The sequence below is a fragment of the Pedobacter jaeyakensis genome, assembly GCF_054461315.1.
In genome coordinates this window covers 287,000-304,884 of record NZ_CM136921.1, presented here as the reverse complement: position 1 = coordinate 304,884, position 17,885 = coordinate 287,000, and the positions used below count along the sequence as shown (strand labels likewise).

The 17,885-nt window shown below is 39.8% G+C and carries 14 protein-coding genes; 8 read left to right on the top strand and 6 right to left on the bottom strand.

All coding sequences use genetic code 11. The features are described from left to right. The first annotated feature begins 10 nt into the window (after positions 1-10). Positions 11-1,276: a DUF1501 domain-containing protein gene (locus tag ACXZ1K_RS01515; protein WP_458971614.1), complete on the top strand. Its 1,266-nt coding sequence runs from the start codon at positions 11-13 to the stop codon at positions 1,274-1,276. An 8-nt stretch (positions 1,277-1,284) separates the two neighbouring features. Here the strand turns inward: ACXZ1K_RS01515 and ACXZ1K_RS01510 are convergent, their stop codons facing one another. From ACXZ1K_RS01510 to ACXZ1K_RS01500, 3 genes are all read right to left on the bottom strand, one after another. Then, positions 1,285-2,073, bottom strand: coding sequence for an SDR family oxidoreductase (locus ACXZ1K_RS01510; RefSeq protein ID WP_458971613.1), 789 nt, complete (start codon positions 2,071-2,073; stop codon positions 1,285-1,287). Between the two features lie 11 nt (positions 2,074-2,084). Next, on the bottom strand, positions 2,085-3,224 hold the full coding sequence (hemW, locus tag ACXZ1K_RS01505; RefSeq protein ID WP_458971612.1) for a radical SAM family heme chaperone HemW: 1,140 nt from the start codon (positions 3,222-3,224) through the stop codon (positions 2,085-2,087). Between the two features lie 113 nt (positions 3,225-3,337). Next, positions 3,338-4,165 (bottom strand): hypothetical protein, encoded by an 828-nt coding sequence (locus tag ACXZ1K_RS01500; RefSeq protein WP_458971611.1) that lies wholly within the window; start codon positions 4,163-4,165, stop codon positions 3,338-3,340. Positions 4,166-4,481: 316 nt separating this feature from the next. On the opposite strand from ACXZ1K_RS01500, the gene ACXZ1K_RS01495 reads away from it, so the two are divergent. Then, positions 4,482-4,658 (top strand): histone H1, encoded by a 177-nt coding sequence (locus ACXZ1K_RS01495; RefSeq protein WP_458971610.1) that lies wholly within the window; start codon positions 4,482-4,484, stop codon positions 4,656-4,658. Between the two features lie 79 nt (positions 4,659-4,737). On the opposite strand, the gene ACXZ1K_RS01490 is transcribed toward ACXZ1K_RS01495, so the two are convergent. Then, positions 4,738-7,218, bottom strand: coding sequence for a YfhO family protein (locus ACXZ1K_RS01490; protein ID WP_458971609.1), 2,481 nt, complete (start codon positions 7,216-7,218; stop codon positions 4,738-4,740). 41 nt (positions 7,219-7,259) lie between these two features. Here ACXZ1K_RS01490 and ACXZ1K_RS01485 point away from each other — a divergent pair, with 41 nt between their 5' ends. The 6 genes from ACXZ1K_RS01485 to porN all read left to right on the top strand — a co-directional run bounded on the left by ACXZ1K_RS01485 (position 7,260) and on the right by porN (position 13,821). Beyond that, positions 7,260-8,240: a DUF4271 domain-containing protein gene (locus tag ACXZ1K_RS01485; RefSeq protein ID WP_458971608.1), complete on the top strand. Its 981-nt coding sequence runs from the start codon at positions 7,260-7,262 to the stop codon at positions 8,238-8,240. Between the two features lie 16 nt (positions 8,241-8,256). After that, the gene (locus ACXZ1K_RS01480; protein ID WP_458971607.1) at positions 8,257-9,027 is read left to right on the top strand and encodes a uroporphyrinogen-III synthase; all 771 of its coding nucleotides are present in this window, start codon (positions 8,257-8,259) and stop codon (positions 9,025-9,027) included. 115 nt (positions 9,028-9,142) lie between these two features. After that, complete coding sequence (gene porK, locus ACXZ1K_RS01475; RefSeq protein ID WP_458971606.1) at positions 9,143-10,510, top strand: T9SS ring complex lipoprotein PorK/GldK; 1,368 nt, start codon at positions 9,143-9,145, stop codon at positions 10,508-10,510. A gap of 38 nt (positions 10,511-10,548) precedes the next feature. Beyond that, the gene (gene porL / locus ACXZ1K_RS01470; RefSeq protein WP_458971605.1) at positions 10,549-11,358 is read left to right on the top strand and encodes a type IX secretion system motor protein PorL/GldL; all 810 of its coding nucleotides are present in this window, start codon (positions 10,549-10,551) and stop codon (positions 11,356-11,358) included. 39 nt (positions 11,359-11,397) lie between these two features. Further along, positions 11,398-12,936, top strand: a complete 1,539-nt coding sequence (gene porM, locus ACXZ1K_RS01465; protein ID WP_458971604.1) for a type IX secretion system motor protein PorM/GldM — start codon at positions 11,398-11,400, stop codon at positions 12,934-12,936. 3 nt (positions 12,937-12,939) lie between these two features. Then, a complete protein-coding gene (porN, locus tag ACXZ1K_RS01460) occupies positions 12,940-13,821 on the top strand; it encodes a type IX secretion system ring subunit PorN/GldN (RefSeq protein WP_458971603.1) in 882 nt (293 codons plus the stop codon). 15 nt (positions 13,822-13,836) lie between these two features. Here porN and uvrC read toward each other — a convergent pair whose 3' ends face one another. Both uvrC and ACXZ1K_RS01450 read right to left on the bottom strand, forming a co-directional pair. Continuing rightward, the gene (gene uvrC / locus ACXZ1K_RS01455) at positions 13,837-15,642 is read right to left on the bottom strand and encodes an excinuclease ABC subunit UvrC (RefSeq protein ID WP_458971602.1); all 1,806 of its coding nucleotides are present in this window, start codon (positions 15,640-15,642) and stop codon (positions 13,837-13,839) included. 20 nt (positions 15,643-15,662) lie between these two features. After that, positions 15,663-17,885, bottom strand: a complete 2,223-nt coding sequence (locus tag ACXZ1K_RS01450; RefSeq protein ID WP_458971601.1) for a transglycosylase domain-containing protein — start codon at positions 17,883-17,885, stop codon at positions 15,663-15,665.

Genomic DNA, 17,885 nt, shown 5'->3' with positions numbered 1-17,885 from the left:
GAAATTGATCATGACTTCAAGAAGAGGATTTATAAAAGGAGGCGGATTGGCCTTGTTTGGCATCGGACTAGGAGGCATACCAGGCTTCCTAGCCGATGCTGTTGCCGGCACTAAATCGCCAGGCCTTTTTAAAAGACGGAAAGTAATGGTATGCATCTTTCAGCGTGGAGCCATGGACGGCTTAATGGCTGTTACCCCATTTACAGATGAATACCTGAAAGCGGCAAGACCCACGTTATTTATGTCGGCAGCACAAGGGTCATCCGATAAGCCACTCATAGATTTAGACGGTAAATTTGGGCTGCACCCATCAATGGCCGCCTTTGAATCAGTTTTTAGGGATAAGCGAATGGCCATTGTACATGGTATTGGATCTCCAAATAATACGAGGTCACATTTTGATGCGCAAGATTACATGGAGTCTGGTACGCCTTTTAAGAAAGGAACTGATAGCGGCTGGCTAAACAGGGCAGTAGGTTTGTTAGGTCACGAGGCTGCAACGCCATTTCAGGCCGTTAGCCTTACCTCGTCTTTACCCAGATCTTTTTATGGAAACAATGCTGCGGTAGCTATTAACAATTTGCAGGACTTTAACCTGCAAATGAAGGGCAGTGCTGGATTGGTAAACAGTACTGCTAAGAGCTTTGAAGATTTATATGACCAAACCACTTCAAGTTTGTTGAAAGAAACGGGAAAAGAGAGTTTCGACGCCATTAAGATGTTGCAGAAAACTGATGTCAAAAACTATAAACCGGAAAATAATGCAAAATATCCCAATACAGCACTAGGCAATTCATTAAAGCAAATTGCGCAGCTTATAAAGATGGATGTTGGAATGGAGGTTGCATTTACTGAATCTGGTGGTTGGGACACCCATTTTAACCAGGGTAAAGAGACCGGAATATTTGCCCGGAACGTAAATGATCTGAGTGAAGGTATGATGGCTTTCTGGACAGATATGGGCACTTTACAAGATGACGTGACAGTGATGACGATGACTGAATTTGGGCGTACTGTTAAGCAAAATGGTACAGGGGGAACTGATCATGGACGCGCATCCTGCAATTTTATTCTTGGCGGAGGTGTTAAAGGTGGCTTAGTTCATGGATTGGTAAATCCACTGTCAGTAGAGAATCTTGAGGATGGAAGAGATCTGGCGGTGACTACAGATTTTAGAAGCGTATTCAGTGAAGTTGCAGATAAGCATTTAGGCATTCACAACGATAAAATACTGTTCCCAGAGTGGACTGGTAAACAGATTGGGGTAATGACCTAAGTTCTTGATTAACGTGTTACTTTAGCTGTCCTCATAAATTTGGAAAACTTCAGGGGGAAAAAGCGTTTAAGCCAAACCCCTTTAACTTCTTTTCCGCCGATGTAAACTTCTTCTTTCTTAGCCTTAACTGCAGCGATTATTTTTCCTGCGCATTCTTCGGCTGACATGCCATTTTCTTGTCCACCATCCATAGTTCCCTGGGGGGAACCGTTTCCGGTTACTGCATTGATGGAGACGTTAGTTTTAATAAAACCCGGACATATGATTGTGATCACTATATTTTTGTCAAATACTTCCGAACGCAAGGAGTCGAAATATCCGTGCAGCGCGTGTTTGGACGCAGCGTAAGCAGAACGTAGCCTGGTGCCGAATTTACCTGTCAAACTGCTTATACATACGATTTGTCCACCACCATTTCTAATCATTAGCGGAAGGACCGCTTTACTCAAAATTACCGTTCCCCAGAAGTTTATGTTCATGATATGCTGTTCGGTTTCTAGTTGTGTATCAAGTGCCAGCGCACGCTGACTAATGCCTCCGCTATTAATTAAAAGGTCGATATGTCCGAATATGCGTATTGCATCCTCGGCTTTCTGGGAAAGCGATGCGGTATCAGCAAGATCCAATGGGAGAACATGAATATTCATCATGTTTTTCGCTGCCATTTTCACCCTGTACAGTTCTTCCCTATTACGTGAGGAAATGATTAGTTTTGCACCTTCTTTACTGTATGCATTTACCAGTGCTTCGCCAATTCCAGAAGAAGCCCCTGTTATCCAGATCACATTATTGTTCATTGTATAGCTATTTATCTATGGTCTTCCATGGAGAGGAAAAATTCGGATGCAATATAATCTGCAAAAAGTTTACCATCGTCAGTTAATTGCAAGTAACCGGAATGAATAGATAGCCAATTCCGCTCTACGAAAGTTTTAGCTGTTTTAAGGGTGTCTGCGAGGAAAAATTTACCAAATTCAGTTTCGATCTTGTTTAAACTACTACCCCACATTGTGCGAAGGGAAGTCATCATGTATTCATTAAACCTATCGTAAATGTCCAGTTCTTCGATGCTCTCCGGAATTTTTCCGTTAATCATGCTGCCTAGATAGGTAGCATTATTGGCTACATTAAGGTACCTGATATGACCGTCAAACCCGTGGGCAGAAGGTCCTATACCCAAGTAAGGAACTCCCCGCCAATAATTGGTATTATGTACAGCATATCTTCCGGGCTTACTAAAGTTGGAAATCTCATAATGCTCGAAATTGGCCAGCTTCAATTTGTCAATTAAGGTAATAAACTGTGCAGCACTTTGCTCATCATTTAAAGGCTTATCTTTCCCTCTCTTAATTGCGCTTGCTAAGGCAGTACGAGGCTCAACAGTTAGGGAATAGGCCGAGATGTGCGGGGTTTCCAGCACTAATGCTTTATCTATGTTTTGCAGCCATTTGGTGTCGGTAAGCAATGGGTAGCCATAAATTAGGTCAATGCTCAGGTTATCAAAGCCGGCATCCTGACTTCTCTTAATACATGTTTCTGCTTCTATAGCATTGTGCGCCCTGTTCATCCAGATCAGGTCTTCCTCAAAAAAAGATTGGACACCTATGCTGAAACGGTTAACCGGCAATTGCCTGTATTCAGAAATCTTTGAGGAGCTTAGGTCATCAGGATTGGCCTCAATTGTAATTTCCGCATCAGCTACTACAGAAAAATTCTTGATAATAGTATTAAAAATTTTTTCAAAATGTTTGGCAGGCAATACTGACGGTGTGCCTCCTCCAAAATAAATTGTGCCTACTTGATCCGTAATTCTGTCTTTTTTCTTGCTGATCTCAGCGCAGATCGCCTCTGTCATTTCATCCACATACTTTAAAGAAGTACTGAAGTGAAAATCACAATAAGTACAAGCTTTTTTACAAAATGGAATGTGAATATAGATGCCAGACATCCGGCAAAGTTAAAACTAAATAACGTACCTTAAGGGCAATAATACTCGCTCGCCTATATTTTACAAGTCGGCTATTGTTTCAATAATTCAAAAATAGAATAATGGCGGCCTTGTCAAGTAGTTATGGCCGGCGATGGAAGCTCCAGTCCTTGTGAGTTTTTGAAATCCATCTGCTGCCATAGTTCAGTTACACTTTTGTCGGCTTTACCATCTACAATATGTGAGCTTAGAATGGCCACCGGGTTAAAGTCTTTATTATTAATGAAATTATCACCAATAAACGTACTTTCAATAAACTGAACTGATATGCTGAGCACACTGTAACAGCCTGGGTGCAGGCTAAACATGGTAGAAGAAGCTGGAGTTATCGGGTTTTCGTTACCGTTATTGATCTCGATAACATTGTATTCGGTATCGTTAAAATAGCCATTGTTAAGATCATACAAGGTACAGCCAAGAACGATTTTACATTTCTTTGCCCTGGCTGGGAACTTCATGTCCTCGTTGAGATTCATTTCCGGAATTGTAACCAGCATTTTAGCATTATGAATATGGACTAGCGGTTGCGCGAAAAATATATCTTTTAACGGAGATTTCAATTGAAATTCAAATCCGATAAGCCTGTTGAAAGATGTAGGTGTAAAGTCGAATAAATTACTTTTTGGAATAATTGCCGATCGGAAACATTGCAGTACCTCAGTGCTGAGGCGAGAACACATGTGTGTGTCATAACGACTGCGAATCACAGCATCAAAATTGTCTCTAATGTAACTGCTGAAATTACTGGCCACACCAAAAATCGATGCTGCCTTTCTGGTAGCCTCGGTTCTATTGATTTCAGGTTTTTCCGTCTTACCTTGAATAATTTGCTGACCGTTAAGCTCCCTAAAAATACCCTTTCCAACTACACCCCTGATAAATTTACCATCATACCTTGCCATAAACATTATTTTGAAGTCTAATATACGTATTTATGACAAGTTAATAACTAAGTGAAAACTAAATATTAATTACGTTATTAGTACGTGTTATTTATGATTTTTATAGACTCATCTCGGAATTATTACGGTGTTATCACGGACTCATTAGCTTAGCTTTACCATTTCTTTTGCTTTTCTCCCAGACTCATCTAAATTTCTTCTACTTAACAGTACTCATTTCTACCGCAATTTTTTCAGTTGAAAAAAAGTTTATATGTTTACAAGTCATCCCTGGAAATGCGGTATTTACAGGCTAATCATTTTATTAAATTAAATAATGGACAAATTCACAACATTAAAAGAGCTGGTATCGTCTGTAGAAGCTGACGTACAAAAATTTTATGATGGTGGTAACGGCGCTGCTGGTACCCGCGTAAGAAAAGCAATGCAGGACCTTAAAACACTTGCGCAGGATATACGCACAGAAGTTACTGAAAAGAAAAACAGTAAATAAATGACTGTGTTTTGGGAAACACAAGAGCCTGCTTTACGCAGGCTTTTTTTTTGCCCAAGATTTGATATTTTAGGGTATTCTACGCTTTATTGCGTTTGTAAATTGCGAAAGCCCCGGCAAGGATGAGCATCAAAGAAGCAACTAATGAGATCTTATCACCCACCAGATAAGATGCAGGTTCAAATCTAAATTCAAGTTCATGGTTTCCTGCGGGTAGCTTCATCGCACGAAGAATATAGTTAGCTCTAAAATATGAAGTCTTTTTGCCGTCGAGATATGCATTCCAGCCCTTATCATACCAGATCTCTGAAAACACTGCAATTGCAGTTTTAGTACTATTATATTTGTAAACTAGCTTGTCTGGATGGTAACTCTGCATCTTGATTGTTGCAGTTGTGTCGAAATGGGAGATTTCGTTACCGACTAGTTTTGCGAAGCTTTGGTCTACAATTGCAACTCTTTTAGGGTCAAATGAAGTGATGCTTTCCATTTCTTGGTCAGCCCCTTTCACATACTTAATTGTATTGATAAACCAGGCATTGCCAAGCGCAGTAGTACGTTGCACTACTTTTGGTACGGGCGATACACTATCAGCTACGATAAAATACTTGGTATTAAGCATGTCTAATACGTGCTCGTTTATCTCGCCATTAAACTGATTACTCATTAATTCATCATAACGTTGCAGTCGGGCTGAATGTCTCCCACCAACTGATTTATGAAAATAGGATGGCGCGGCATCAAAGAATGGGCTTTGTTTCGTAAGATCTAATACCCGGTAATCCAATGTCGGATCTGCCATGATTTGCTGATCTGCAACACTGGGCTGGAAGCTTTGTTCTAATTGAGACTTTTCATAAAAGTTATCGTTATTGAGATATCGACGGTCTACTCCCCACATATCAACCAACGTTGCCAGCCCGATAATGATAAAAACAGTTTGTGATTTTAATTTGGATTTAAGCAGAAACCATAGACTTAAAAACCCGATTAGCACGAAAAAAAGCGAACGCAGGGCGTCCGTTCTTGCAAGAGCTATTCTGTCTGCTACCAATCCATCACCAATGGCTTGTGCCAGTGTTTGATTGCCACCGAATGCTTTTGTGAGGCCGGCAATGATGTTTTCATGTTCAGGTATCTTAAAACTGAGCAGGAGTGATGGTAAAAGGAGGAAAACCACCAATGCTCCACCGGTAATGTAGAACGATAACAACAGTTTTTTAATAAGGTCTTTGCGTTTATCCTTTTGTTCAACAAGTTCCTGAAGCGCCAGGAAAGCAAGAATTGGAATTAAAAAAGCTGGAATAGCCAGCGCAAAATCTACAGATCTAAACTTGTTATACATCGGGAAATGGTCAAAGAACAAGTCTGATACCAGTGGAAAGTTTTTACCAAAAGAAAGGAATATGAATAGGAAAGAGGTACTCACAATCCACCATTTAAAACGGTTGTTTACTATGAATAAACCCAGTATGAAAAGAAACATGACAATAGCACCAAAATACCATGAACCCACTGTGCTGGGTTTAGCGCCCCAATATGGACGATAAATACCTTCCTGCGTAAGGTAATCCATAATCTTAGGAACTTGATCTTGTGGAATGCCATTGGCTACTAAACCGTTTTCGACTGCTGAGGTACCTTCAGGAAACCTGTCGGAAGAAGCGCCCCCATAACTGTTTGGGATCAGGAAAGTGGAGATTTCACCTACACCCTGGCTGTATTGGTAAGCATACGCCCTGTCTAACCCGGTATTTGATTCCTTGCTCTTATTGGTTAAGTTTGATTTGCCGCGAATGGTTTCCTGTCCATACTGCCATGTAGACCAAAGCGAGCCTGCATTGATCGCTACAGCGAGTAAGGTTGCCAGGGCAATACAGGAAAGAGCAGTAAGAAACGGTTTTGTTTGTTTGGTGCTGATTGCGTGGTATAATTCTATTAGGACAAAGATGAGCAGAACGATAAACAAATAGTACGTCATCTGTATGTGGTTGGTCCTGATTTCCAGTGCCAGAAAAAATGCAGTAAGCAAGCTTCCGCTAATGAGGTGTTTGCCACTTCTCAGGGTGAGAAGAATAGCGGCTAAAATGGGTGCAAAAAAAGCCATGGCCATGGCATGGTTGCTATGCCCAGCCAGAATATAAATAAAATTATAGGAACTAAACGCAAAGGCGATAGCTCCTGCTGCGGCCAGCCAGGGCTTCATTCTTAATACTGACAATAGAAAATAGGAGCCCAATAAGAAGCAAAGGATAATGTCTATGGGATCTGGGAAAACGGTTTTCAAAAAGGAGATAACATATGTTGTGATGTTCCCGGGATATTGTGCCCAGATTTGAAAGGCGGGCATGCCGCCATACATTGAGTTTGTCCATAAAGGTGCTTTGCCAGTAGCAGCCTTTACATCCATGATCTCCTTTGACATGGCCTTGGCTTCCATGACGTCGCTTTGATAAAGCAGCTTCCCTCCAATTGCCGGACTGAAATAAGCAAAACATAAAGCAAAGAAAATTGCAATGATCAGGAAATGCTGGCTGTTGGACTTGAACCACTTTTTCATAGCGGTAAAACTAATAAAAGTTTTTAGCTAGTTTTGCAGCAATGAACTTCAGGGCCGCCTTTTTTTTGACCGGATTATTTATATTGATGCTATTGGGGAATACCAATGCGCAGACGGTTGTTCTGGCTTCTGATACGGTTAAGCCTAAGGTGACTTACCGGCAAAAACAAATAAAGGATTCCATTTACAATGCGAGACGTGATTTTGTGACGGACTCGATTATGAAGCATACCTGGCTATTTCCAGATTCTCTGCTAAACAAGCATATGATCATGGACAGTATCATAAAGGCAAATGTGTACGGAAAGTCTAATTTGATTAACAGGTATAAAGATTTTGCTGCTGTTGAAAAAAGTAAGTACCGTTTTGGCAAACCGATGGCCAAGGGACAGATATGGGTTTTGCTAGTTGTATCTGTATTACTCGTTTTATTTGGTATACTGAAAGTTTCATTTGGGAGGCAGTTGCAAACCATTATACAATCTTTTTTTAGCAACCGCGTGCTCAATAATCTGAATAAGGAGGATAACTTATTCACCTCCTGGCCATTTTTACTTTTATTTATACAGTTTGGCTTTACTGTTGGAATGTTCTTTTACCTAATATCCCAGTATTACCACATCGCATTTCCTGGAACTGGCATACAATTTTATCTGACAATTTCTGTTTTGATTATAGTACTTTATATTTTTAAGATTGGGGTTTTGAGGATGATTGGTCATCTTTTTAATGTTCAAAAACCGGTTAATGAGTATGTTACCATATTATATTTGAGTTACTTTAACCTTTCTTTAATGTTTATTCCACTGGTTATTGCTTTCGCTTTATCGCCTATTAAGTATGCGCCATTTTTTATTGTGCTGTCTTACGTCGTTTTGGGTACTATATTTGCATTTCAATTGATAAGAGCCGGGGTGAATATTTTGTCAAATAACAGATTTTCAAAAGTCTATTTGTTTTTGTACTTTTGTGCCCTCGAAATTTGCCCTATATTAATTTTAATCAAGGCAATAGGATTATAACGCTGTAATTTGTAAAATGCAAGAAATGCTAGAAGATAGGACGCGTAAGGTAAAGAGTATTTTGGTTACGTTGCCAAAGCCGGAAACGGAGAAATCTCCTTATTTTGATTTGGCAAAAAAATACAATTTAAAAATAGATTTCAGATCCTTCATCCATGTGGAGGGTGTTCCTGCCAGGGATTTTAGGAAAGGGAAGGTTAATTTAAGCGAATTTACCGCTGTAGTTTTTACCAGCAGAAATGCGGTCGATCATTTTTTCAGAATTTGTGAGGAAATGAGATACGATGTGCCAGCAGATCTTAAGTATTTCTGTATTTCGGAATCCACCGCCCTTTATTTGCAAAAATATATTCAATACAGGAAAAGGAAAATATTCTTTGGGAAGCAGACAGCCGCAGATCTTGCTGAAGTCTTGAAAAAGCATGCAGGAGAGAAGTTTTTGTATCCATGTTCTGATGTTGCAACAGAAGATACCATGAATTTTTTGCAGAAAAATGGATATAATTTTACGCCAGCAGTTTTGTTCAAAACTGTGGTTTCAGACTTATCTGACCTAGCGGAAGTATTTTATGATGTAATCGCTTTTTTTAGTCCGTCGAGTATCCAGTCGCTCTTTACTAACTTCCCTGATTTTAAGCAGAATAATACAAGGATTGCAGCTTTTGGATTGAATACCCACAAGGCAGTAAAAGATGCGGATCTGATCGTTGATATTGCTGCGCCATCGCCGGAAGCCCCGTCAATGATCATGGCACTTGAAAATTACATTAAGAAATCAAATAAGTAACTGGAAGCTAAGGGCATCGGTGTTCATTTTGTTCGAATACACATTTTTGTTCCTAATAATTGCTATTATCAATCATTTTCGATAAAATTGTTGTTAAATTGCCTGACAGAATACTATGAGAAACTTTAACATATTTGGTTTTTTAATGATTGCTATGCTTTTTGCTAGTTGTAAAGGTGGCGGACAAGGTGAACTTGTTGGGGTATACAATAAGAAATTCCGGAACAATAGAATTCCCCTTGGTATGGTTTACATTCCACCTGGGAGAACGCTTATTGGAATTTCAGACGAGGACATTAACAGCAATCAAACTGCTCCGAGCTCAATGACTTCGTTTAGTGCATTCTTTATGGATCAAACTGAAATCTCTAATGCGGAGTACAGGCAATTTGTTAACTGGGTAAGGGATTCTATAGCTGTCACTACATTAGGTCCAACAACCGCAGCGGCTTACTTCAAACAACCAAAAACGGGAGATGCTGCAGCTACTGCTACAGGAGCGCAAAGAAACATAGATTGGAAAAAAGTAGGTAACGGGAGTCAGCTCTGGAGTAATAAAAATTCAGGTTTTGGGTCGAAGTTAACTGATATGTATTATAGTGGTGCTGATGCGATACCAGGAAGAAATGAGATCGACGTAAGGCGGTTGAGGTATGCTTATAGTTATGTCAACTCTGATCTTGCTGCGGAAGGCAGAAAGGATCCTTCCAAGAAGAGACAAGATTTTATTGTTACCTATACCGATTTGCCTGATCCGAACAATCCAAATCACCATCCATCTGTAGCGGTTTATCCTGATACATTGGTTTGGAAGATTGATTATTCTTATTCTCAAAATGACCCAATGGTTAAAACATATTTTAATCATCCTTCTTATGATGATTATCCTGTGGTAGGTGTAAGTTGGGAACAAGCTTCTGCTTTCTGTGTATGGCGAACCAGGTTCTATGAATCTGTTGCAGTGGCCAGAAAGCAGCCTTTAAACTCCCGCCCAGAATATTCTTTGCCAAGTGATGCGCAATTTGAGTATGCTGCCAGGGGAGGAAATGTAAAAACAAAATATCCATGGGGTGGGCCGTATGTTCGCAATACAAAAGGGTGTATGCAAGCTAACTTCAAAGTTGGTCGTGGTAATTACTCTGATGATGGAGGTTTATATACCGTTAACGTAAAATCTTATTTTCCAAATGACTACGGCTTGTATAATATGGCAGGTAATGTAGCAGAGTGGACCATAACCGCTTATAATCAGTCGGCCGCTCCAATGCTGCTCGACTTTAACCCAAATTTTACGTATGTTGCTAAAACAACTGACAGCAAATACATGAAACGTAAAGTCGTTAGAGGTGGATCATGGAAAGACATAGGATTCTTCCTTCAAAATGCAGTGGGTACTTACGAGTACCAGGACCAAGCCCGGTCTTATATAGGTTTCAGATGTGTTTCATCATACCCTGGAACTGATATTACTTATAAAAACTAAAGAAAAACATATAACATCTATCCTTATTTTATTCTGGTATGGCAGCAACAAAAAAATTTGATTGGTTACACGTAGCGATATCCTGGGGTGCCAGTATTGTTATTTTAGGAGCATTATTTAAAATATTACACATTGGTGGAGCGCTCGGTAATTATGCTATCGGTATTGGCCTGGGCGTAGAGGCCTTCTTGTTCTTTTTGACAGGATTGAGACAGCCAGAACAAGAGTTACCATGGGAAAGGGTATATCCTGAACTTAGTAATGATTTTACGGGCGAGTTGCCTAAAGCCTCAGCCAGACCTGTGGCAGTTGCATCTGGCTTTTCTTCTACTGCAGCGTTAGATAAAATGTTGACAGACGCGAAGATCGGTCCGGAATTGATAGAGAGCCTTGGGACTGGCTTACGTACTTTTGGAGATAAGGTTGCCACCATTTCTGCTGTCGCAGATGCCTCAGCAGCTACTTCAGAGTTTGCCGGGAAAGTTAAAGGTGCTTCTGCAAGCTTTGATAATCTAAATAATGCTTTTGCAAAAGCAACAGCGCAGCTTTCAGAAATGGGCGAGAGTAATGTAGGTGCTACAGCATACCACGATCAAGTAAATGCACTGGCTAAAAATCTTTCTGCGTTGAATGCAGTTTACGAATTGGAATTGCAAGACTCAAGTGCTCACTTGAAATCAATGAATAAATTCTATCAAAATTTATCGCTTACCATGAGTAACTTCAATGAATCTATGGAGGATTCTAAACAGTTTAAGGACGAAGTAGGTAAGCTTGCCAAGAATTTGGCTTCACTAAACGCCATTTATGGCAATATGCTTTCGGCTATGAACCAGCCACGTGTATAATTGGTAATCAATTATTAACTAACAAAGGAGACCTATTAAATGGCCGGAGGAAAAGAGACAACGAGGCAGAAGATGATCAATATCATGTATTTGGTATTGCTAGCTATGCTTGCCTTAAATGTATCAGATACAATATTGAATGCTTTTAAGAATATTAACGATAGTTTGGTGAGTTCCAAGACTAATGTTAATACTAGTATAGAGCAGTTATTCACATCTTTCCAAAATACTAAGTTAAAGGACGAGCCTGCACGGGCACAGCCAATCTGGGAAAAGGCAAATAAAGCTAAGGCTTTTGCCGATGACCTAAATAATTATGTTCAGAAACTTAAGGATCAATTTGCAGCTGCTGGCGACGGTATCGATGAGGAAACAGGTGATTTAAAACGCCGCGATAACATGGATATTGCCCAAGGTATTATGATTAACCAAAAGGAAGGTGAGAAGCTGAAGGCAAAGATTAATGAAACCAGGAGTAGTCTGATTAACTTACTTGATGAAAAGGATCGTGCTAATGTGACTTTTACGCTTGAAGCAAAAGATTCGCAAAAAAGTGTTAATGGAAGTAAAAAGTGGGAAGACGTAAACTTTGGTGAAGGTACGCCGTTGACTGCTGCAAATACGATATTGAGCAAAATCCAGTCGGATGTGAAGAATGCGGAAGCAGAGATCGTCAAAAAGCTTTTTGGAAATATGGATAAGTCATTGGTGAATTTAGACCAGTTTGCGGCTGTAGCGGTGGCGCCGAGTTCCTACGTAATTCAAGGGCAACCTTATACCGCGCAGGTATTTTTAACTGCGAGCGATTCCAGATCTGTTCCACAAATCTCTGTAGGTGGAAACAGACTATCTGTAAAAGAAGGAAAGGGAACTTACACTGGTGGTACTGGAAGTGTTGGGGTATTTACCTGGAGAGGTTCTGTGAAAGTAGTACAAACTGATGGTCAAGTAAAGGAATACCTTACACCAGTTCAAACTTATCAGGTTGCGAAGCCGTCTGCCACTGTGTCGCCTGATAAAATGAATGTAATTTATGCTGGTATACCAAACCCTTTCTCTGTATCTGCAGCTGGCTTCCCTTTAGAAAGCATTAATGCGACCATGGAGGGCGGATCAATATCAGGTAGCAATGGTAAGTATATGGTAAACGTGGGCGGTAATCAAGTTGGGAAGACATTAAGCATTAATGTGAATTCCAGTGCAGGGGGAAAAACGATGAATTTAGGTTCTCAGCAGTTCAGGGTTAAAGCGTTGCCTACACCAAAGCCTTATATTAAAGGAAAATCTGGTGGTAATGTTCCGTTAGAGTTTATAGAAAGTGCCGGTGTAATGGACACACAGCTGGAAGATTTTGTCTTTGATGTAAAGTTTAAAGTAATCCGTTTCTCCGTAACCTTTATCAATCCAAGGTCTGATGCGGTAACTCTTCAAAATAGCGGTGCTGGGTTTAGTTCACAAATTAAAGGAGCATTAAATTCATTGAAGCCAAATGCGACTGTTATATTTAAAGATATAGTTTGTGAGGGTCCTGATGGTAGACAAAAAGTTTTGGATGGAATTACATTTTTAGCAAAATAGATTATGAAAAATGTTGTAGGTATTGTCGTGTTTTTACTCTTCGGACTTTGTGCATTCGCCCAAAATCCAGTAAGTCCTGTTCGTACAGATTCTGTTAAGAAAGTAAAAATAAAAACTCCTCCAAAAGATGGATTTACTGTAAGGGCTGATATTGATAGCAATGTAATGGTTCCCTTTGCAGATGTTAGAGAAGAAGATGTATTCTACGCAAAAAGAATATGGCGTGAAGTAGACCTTCGTGACACGATTAATTCCGTACTACGTGCTGAAGGGGCAAAGTTGATAGATGTATTATTAGAGGCTATTGCTAATGAAGAGTTGACTGTCTATTCCAACAAAGATACAACTGCGGGAAAGCTCCTTGAAGATAATGATTCTTTTAAAATTGCACTTACGGCACAACAGGCCCTGGCCAATGCCAGAGGCTTATCTGAGGGAGTCGCGGACTCTACAACAGGAAAAATTGCCGAACCTACACTAAAGAAATTAAGATCTGAAGAATTTATGAAATACAGGATCAAAGAAGACTGGATCCTGGATACCAAAAGGTCAATTTTTGAACCGCGGATCGTTGGTATTGCACCAATGAAAATGGTGGAAGGTAATTGGCAACCTGTTTTCTGGGTTTACTATACTGATGCACGTGAGTTATTGAGCAAAAAAAGAATGGTGAATCCTGGGAACGATGCGTCAACACTTACCTTTGATGATTTTTTTGTGAGACGGCTATTTAATAGTTATGTGGTTAAGCAGACTAATCCAGGTAATAAGAATATTGTCGAAATACTTGGACTGGTGGATCCTAAAGATCCACGTAAACTTATTGAGTCTGAAAACATCAAGAAATCCCTTGCTGATTTTGAGCAAAGCCTGTGGGAATACTAAGAATTCTTTGAACGATTACACATTAGTATTCTCAAAATAAGTGAGCAGGGTTTTTAATTGAGACTTGGTAAGTATTGGTGTCAGTTCTGCTTCGGTAGCCTCTTTTATCTTTTTGACTGATTTAAATTTCCTCAAAAGCTTATCTGCAGTTGTTTTGCCTATTCCAGGTATTTCCTCAAGTTCCGTCTTCAATGTGCCTTGATCTCTTTTTTTACGGTGAAATGTAATTCCGAACCTGTGTGCTTCATCTCTTAGCTGCTGGATCACTTTTAGCGTTTCTGACTTTTTATCTAAGTAGAGAGGGTAGGAGTCGCCAGGATAATATAATTCTTCCAATCTTTTTGCAATTCCAATCACGGTTACTTTATTCTCAATACCAAGCTTTTTAAGGCTGGTCATCGCCGACGATAGTTGTCCTTTACCGCCATCAATGATGATAAGTTGAGGTAGTGTGGTCTCTTCCTCTAACATGCGCTTATATCGCCTGTAAACAGCTTCTTCCATCGTAGCAAAATCATTAGGACCTTCAACGGTTTTAACATTAAAGTGTCTGTAATCTTTTTTGGAAGGTTTTGCATCTTTGAATACGACAATAGCTGAAACCGGATATTTTCCCTGGAAGTTAGAATTGTCAAAACATTCAATATGCTTAGGAAGCTGTGTTAGGCGGAGGTCTTTTTGCATTTGCGCTAAAATGCGATCCGTACGTAAATCTGGATTTAGCTGCTCATATTGGTTCAACTTTTCTTTTTTAAAGAAGAGTACGTTTTTCTGACTCAGTTCGAGCAATTTTTTCTTTTCGCCGAGCTTAGGGACCGTAAATTTAAGGTTGGTATCCTCTAATTCGATCTCAAATGGGACTATAATCTCTTTTGATGTACTTTGAAATTTGGTTCTGAATTCAGTAATGGCTATGGTTAACAATTCTTCATCACTTTCTTCCAAGCGCTTTTTTATTTCTATAGTTTGGGTTTGAATAATGCTACCATTCATTACTTTTAAATAGTTTACAAATGCATAACGTTCGTCAGAGGCAATACTTACTACATCTATATTGGTGATGGCGCTGTTAACAACTGTTGATTTACTTTGATACTTTTCAAGCACCAGCAGCTTTCTTTGGTATTGATGTGCATACTCGAAATTAAGTTGCTCTACTGCGGTTTTGATGACTTGTTTTACATCTTTAATGACAACACCAATTTTACCATTAAGAATTTCTTTTATCTCTTCAATGTTGTTGTCATAATCCTGTTCAGATTGATAATCTTGACAGGGGCCTTTACAGTTGCCAATTTGATACTCAAGGCAAACTTTAAATTTGCCATCGTCTATATTCTTCTTATTTAACGGTAGGTTACAAGTTCTTAAAGTGTAGGTTTCTTTGATAAGGTCTAAAATGGTATGCATCATCCCTACTGATGCATATGGGCCAAAATAGGTGGAGCCATCTTTGACCATATTCCTGGTCCAGAATACGCGAGGAAAATGCTCCTTCTTGATGATTATCCAAGGATAGGTCTTATCATCCTTCAACATAATGTTATAGCGAGGCTGATGTTTTTTGATCAGACTATTTTCCAGTAACCAGGCATCTATCTCAGTATCAACAATAGTAAAGGTTATTTTTCGGATACGGGAAACCAATACCTTAGTTTTCCCATTCATTTGGTTGTCCTTGTTGAAATAAGATCCAACCCGGTTTCGCAAATCTTTAGCTTTACCTATATATATCAAAAGCCCATCAATGTCCCAATACTGGTATACGCCAGGTTTGTGAGGAATATCGGCCAAGGCCTTTCTATAGTCGAAAACACTCATAAAGAAAATTGCGTTAAACGTTAGAAGCCAAGTTTTTCGTCCAGTTCTGTTTTTTGCTCCTGTTGCTGATATTGATTACAGTCAAAAGTAATGGAAACTCCATTCTTTGGTGGCTCGAAATCAGCCTTAGAAATTTTAAGCTTAGGGTTTGCGTATACCCTTTTCATGAATCCTGCAAATATAGGAAGTGCTGTAGTAGCACCATCTCCCTGAGCGGTACTAGTGAAGTGAAATGCACGATCTTCACATCCCGTCCACACTCCAGCCACTAATTGTGGACTGATTCCCATAAACCAACCGTCTGAATTATTTTGTGTTGTACCAGTTTTTCCTCCAATTGGCGTCCTTATACCATATTTACCTGCTAGTCGCCAACCCGTTCCGTTGGTAACTACACCACGAAGCATCCTCGTCATCACGTAAGCCACTTCCTCATTCATCGCTGGAACGGGGATAGGTTTTTCCGAGTGTAGTACAACCCCATTTTTATCTTCTATCCTTAAAATATAAGTTGGTTTTGTCCATACGCCCCTATTTGCGAAAACGCTGTATGCTCCGACCATGTCGTATACAGATGCATCAAAAGAGCCCAGCGCAATAGAAGGATATGCAGGCACATCAGTAGTGATACCCATCTTTTTTGCTAAAGTAGCCACTGCAGTTGGTCCAACTTGTTTCATTAAATAGGCTGCAATATAATTTTGTGACAGGGCCAGTCCTTTTTGTAAAGTTAAATAACCTGGCACGGTGCCAGAGGAGCGCGGTGTCCATGGTTCACTACCAGGAACTTCTATTGTTACTGGTTCATTCAAAACTGTAAAGCATGGTGAATATCCATTTTCTACTGCCACTGAATAAGTGAAGGGTTTTGCTGTTGAGCCTACTTGACGGGTTCCCATTTTCACCTGGTCATATTTGAAGTGCTCGTAATTAATACCACCCACCCATGCCTTTACAAAGCCAGTTTGAGGATCCATAGCCATCATCGCATTGCGCAATAACATTTTGTAATATTTAACAGAATCTATTGGCTTCATGAGGGTATCTATATTCCCCTTCCATGTGAAGATAGAAAGTTTGGTAGGTGTATTGAAATCAGCTTTGATTTCCTCATCGGATTTTCCTTCCAATTGCAATGCCTTGTATCGATCAGAACGCTTTACACCTTGTTCAATTTGCATTTCTTTGCCCTTAAATGGGTTTCGGCCTTTCCAACTGTTGATAAACGACATCTGCAGGGTGCGCATATACTCTTTCTGCGCTTCTTCAGCATATACCTGCATGTCGTAATTGATAGTGGTGATTATTCTTAGTCCATCTCGGTCCAGATCATAAGGTGTCCCATCAGGCTTTGTAATAGAACGTTCTTCAAATATCTTGCGAATATCATTTTTAAGAACAGCCCTGAAATATGGCGCAATCCCGTCGTTAACTGTTGCAGCGCTAAAGATGAGTCCCAACGGTTTCTCCTGTTCGTTTTGAAATTCTTGCTCCGTTAGCAATTCGGCCTTTACCATCAATCCCATAATGGTGTTTCTGCGGGCGAGCGCGCGATCTGGATTACGAGTTGGTGAATAGCGGGTTATTCCTTTTAAGATTCCAATGAGGGTAGCAGATTGTGCTACGGTTAATTTATCGGGAGTAGTATTAAAGTAAACCCGTGCGGCAGACTTTATGCCGAAAGCCTGGTTTCCAAAATCTACAGTGTTAAGGTACATCACAATGATTTCCTCCTTGGTGTAATTTCTTTCCAGTTTGACAGCGATTACCCATTCTTTAAATTTTTGAAGAACTCTTTTGAAAAAATTCTTTTGACGTGCCTCGTCCGAGAATAAGTTAAATGCCAGCTGTTGAGTAATCGTACTACCACCCTGCTTTTTTCCGACAAGATTGTAAAAGAAAATGGTGAAAGTTCTTTTAAAATCGATTCCGGAATGCTCATTAAATCGAATATCTTCCGTAGCAATTAGCGCATTAAGTACATTCTTCGATATTTCAGGGTAAGTGACATTGGATCTATTTTGCACAAAATAGGTTCCTAGAATTCTGCCGTCATCAGTAACAATTTCCGATGCCTGATTGCTTTTCGGATGCTCAATATCTCTGAAGGAAGGTAATGGTCCAAATAATTCGTAACCAATCATTACGATGAACAAGGCAAAAAGAGCAATGGCACCGATCAATAATTTCCACAACGTAAAATTATACCTGCTAATATCTTGCTGTGAAAGTGACTTATTCAT

Bases quoted from the DNA above. Each gene is read 5' to 3' on its own strand.
- porL (WP_458971605.1), top strand. From the start codon at position 10,549: ATGGCAGCAACAAAAAAATTTGATTGGTTACACGTAGCGATATCCTGG.
- hemW (WP_458971612.1), bottom strand. From the start codon at position 3,224: ATGTCTGGCATCTATATTCACATTCCATTTTGTAAAAAAGCTTGTACT.
- ACXZ1K_RS01485 (WP_458971608.1), top strand. From the start codon at position 7,260: ATGAACTTCAGGGCCGCCTTTTTTTTGACCGGATTATTTATATTGATG.
- ACXZ1K_RS01500 (WP_458971611.1), bottom strand. From the start codon at position 4,165: ATGGCAAGGTATGATGGTAAATTTATCAGGGGTGTAGTTGGAAAGGGT.
- ACXZ1K_RS01510 (WP_458971613.1), bottom strand. From the start codon at position 2,073: ATGAACAATAATGTGATCTGGATAACAGGGGCTTCTTCTGGAATTGGC.
- ACXZ1K_RS01450 (WP_458971601.1), bottom strand. From the start codon at position 17,885: ATGAATAAGTCACTTTCACAGCAAGATATTAGCAGGTATAATTTTACG.
- ACXZ1K_RS01490 (WP_458971609.1), bottom strand. From the start codon at position 7,218: ATGAAAAAGTGGTTCAAGTCCAACAGCCAGCATTTCCTGATCATTGCA.
- porN (WP_458971603.1), top strand. From the start codon at position 12,940: ATGAAAAATGTTGTAGGTATTGTCGTGTTTTTACTCTTCGGACTTTGT.
- porK (WP_458971606.1), top strand. From the start codon at position 9,143: ATGAGAAACTTTAACATATTTGGTTTTTTAATGATTGCTATGCTTTTT.
- porM (WP_458971604.1), top strand. From the start codon at position 11,398: ATGGCCGGAGGAAAAGAGACAACGAGGCAGAAGATGATCAATATCATG.
- ACXZ1K_RS01495 (WP_458971610.1), top strand. From the start codon at position 4,482: ATGGACAAATTCACAACATTAAAAGAGCTGGTATCGTCTGTAGAAGCT.
- ACXZ1K_RS01480 (WP_458971607.1), top strand. From the start codon at position 8,257: ATGCAAGAAATGCTAGAAGATAGGACGCGTAAGGTAAAGAGTATTTTG.
- ACXZ1K_RS01515 (WP_458971614.1), top strand. From the start codon at position 11: ATGACTTCAAGAAGAGGATTTATAAAAGGAGGCGGATTGGCCTTGTTT.
- uvrC (WP_458971602.1), bottom strand. From the start codon at position 15,642: ATGAGTGTTTTCGACTATAGAAAGGCCTTGGCCGATATTCCTCACAAA.